At 45.4% G+C, this 2,675-nt stretch carries 2 protein-coding genes; both read right to left on the reverse strand.

The window, feature by feature from the left end; translation table 11 throughout:
• Nucleotides 1-121: 121 nt before the first annotated feature.
• Nucleotides 122-391, reverse strand: a complete 270-nt coding sequence (locus EXE10_RS20510; RefSeq protein ID WP_252152095.1) for a DUF3240 family protein — start codon at nucleotides 389-391, stop codon at nucleotides 122-124.
• Between the two features lie 49 nt (nucleotides 392-440).
• A partial coding sequence (locus EXE10_RS20515) for an efflux RND transporter permease subunit (protein WP_130114566.1) occupies nucleotides 441-2,675 on the reverse strand: 2,235 nt, incomplete at its 5' end.

Here is a 2,675-nt window from a genome sequence, read left to right on the forward strand (position 1 = left end):
GGCAAGACTTGATCCAAAGCGGGTTCCGCGGATACGACAGAAGTCATCATCACACAACAGCCCAAGCCCAGTAAACGTAAGGCTTTACCCAGCAAACGGGGTTGAGTCGCTATCTCTGGTTTCATTCGTTCACTTCTCCTTGACCAGCATAACCCGATGTTATGGTTGGTAATACCCAATAGAAACAGTCACTTGATTTAAATTTCTTTTGGATATGGGCTAAAACTAAAGGTACAGTTGCGAGGGGTAAAATCAACAGAATCAAATTACGCTCAGTTGCACCCCGAATTTTTTCTTGAATGTTGCGATAATGTTGGCGGCTGCCGAAACCTTGTGCCGGGATACAGGTACATCCTGTCACAATCTCGGGAATAAGCCATAAATGGCTCATTAATTCTTCCGCAATATCACTGGAGATGTTGATAGAGAGTTGGCACATTTCAGACATGAGTATCTCGCACTAAACCAAATTGTTTGAACAAGTTAGGAAGTAAAATCAGCGTCAGTAAGGTGCAGGAAATTAATCCCCCAATCACCACGATCGCCAATGGACGCTGAATTTCAGCACCTGGCCCAGTGGTAAAGAGCAAGGGAATTAAACCCAAAGCCGCGATACTTGCAGTCATCATTACTGGACGTAAACGTCGCATCGCCCCCTCACGAACCACCTCTTCAATTGCAACGCCGCGTGAAATGAGCTGGTTAAAATAACCGATCATCACCAAACCATTCAGTACGGCAATCCCCATTAATGCAATAAACCCAACAGAAGCAGGTACCGATAAATATTCACCGGTAATGGCTAAGGCTACGACTCCCCCAATTAAAGCAAAGGGAATATTCACAAAAACCAGTACTGCCTGACGAACAGACCCTAAAGTTGTAAAGAGCAGGAAGAAAATCATGGTCAACGCTGCAGGGACAACCAGCATCAGACGCGCTGCTGCACGTTGTTGATTTTCAAACTGTCCACCCCATTTCAATGAATAGCCGGCCGGTAATTTAACTTTCTGGGCAACCTGCTGTTTTGCTTCCTCGACAAAACCAACCAGATCCCGGTCACGCACATTGGCACGGACAACGGACATTCTTGAAGCATTTTCCCTGTCAATTTTGACGACGCCTTCAGTCTTGACCATTTCTGCTAAAGAGGACAACGGTACAGCCGCTGAGTTTGCAACAGGTAAATTCATGTTCGCGAGGGCAAAACTGGATTGTCCCAGACGTGGATCACCTTTCATCATCAATGGAACTGGTCGCCCCTGTTCAATAATCGAACTAATCTGCTGCCCTTCAATGAGCATTTTGAGTTGTGCCTGTATGCTCTGACTATCTAACTGATTGCGGACAGCCATATCACGACGAATACGTAATTCCTGATATTGCACCCCAGAATTTTCCAAAGTCATGACATCTTCACTGCCTTTGATCCCTTGTAGAACGGTAGAGATTTGCTTAGACAGCTGATTCAGCTGATCTAAATCGGTACCAAAAATTTTGACGGCCAAATCTCCACGTACACCCGATAACATTTCTGAAGTCCGCATTTCAATCGGCTGACTAAAGGTGAGATTGACCCCAGGAACATCGGCCAATACATGGCGAATTTTGGCTAAAATCTGCTCCTTACTTTGTCCCTGCCACTGATCTTGCGGTTTCAAAATGACAAAGCTATCGGTTTCATTTAAGCCCATAGGGTCAAGGCCCAGTTCATCCGAACCGGTTCTTGCCACAATGCGGGCCACTTCTGGAACTTGTTTTAGAATTCTTCTTTGAATGTCCAGATCAAGTGCAATCGAATTTTGCAGGCTGATCGATGGCATTTTTTCCAGCTGCAATATGGTGTCACCTTCATCCATGGTTGGCATAAAGGACTTACCAATGAGTGGAAAAATGAGTGCAGCAACCACCAAAGCACCTCCGGCCAAAGCATAAACACGTTTCGGATGGACCAAACTTGCATTTAACACCTTGCTATATGCCTGTTCCAGCTTAGCAACAATATACGGCGTGTGATGTGCTTGAGATTTTAAAAAATAGGAACACAGCACCGGAATAATCGTTAATGAAAAAATCAGTGAGCTCGACAATGCAAAGACAATGGTCAGTGCCACTGGAGAGAAAAGCTTCCCTTCCAGACCTTGCAACGTCATTAACGGAATGAAGACCAGCATAATAATGATCATTCCTGCAGTCACCGGCACCGCCACCTCACAAACTGCGCGATAAATGACATTCAGCGGGGGTAAAAACGAACGGTGTTTGGACTCGTGTGCATCTGCCAGTTGCATTTCGATATTTTCAACCACCACAACCGCCGCATCGACCAGCAAACCAATGGCAATGGTTAAACCACCCAATGACATCAGGTTGGCACTTAATCCAAACTGACGCATCATTAAGAAAGTACTCAACGCAGATAAAGGTAAAATCGCGGCAACCACCAAAGCGGCTCTTAAATTGCCTAAAAACAACAGCAATAAAATCAGGACCAATACAATCGCCTCGACCAAGGTTTTACTCACGGTATGAATGGCACGATTCACCAGTTCACCACGGTCATAAAAAGGCTTGATCGTAACGCCCGGGGGTAAGTTTTTCTCAATGTCATGCAAATGTTCACGCACACTTTGCACAACCTGACGTGCATTGGCGCCTTTTAAGGTGAGGACAAT

Origin of the sequence: Acinetobacter sp. WCHAc060033 (genome assembly GCF_004209125.1) — a bacterium.
GTDB lineage: Bacteria > Pseudomonadota > Gammaproteobacteria > Pseudomonadales > Moraxellaceae > Acinetobacter > Acinetobacter wuhouensis.

What these genes read in the sequence shown, in the direction of transcription:
- EXE10_RS20510 (WP_252152095.1), bottom strand. Translation starts at nt 391, where the DNA reads ATGAGCCATTTATGGCTTATTCCCGAGATTGTGACAGGATGTACCTGT.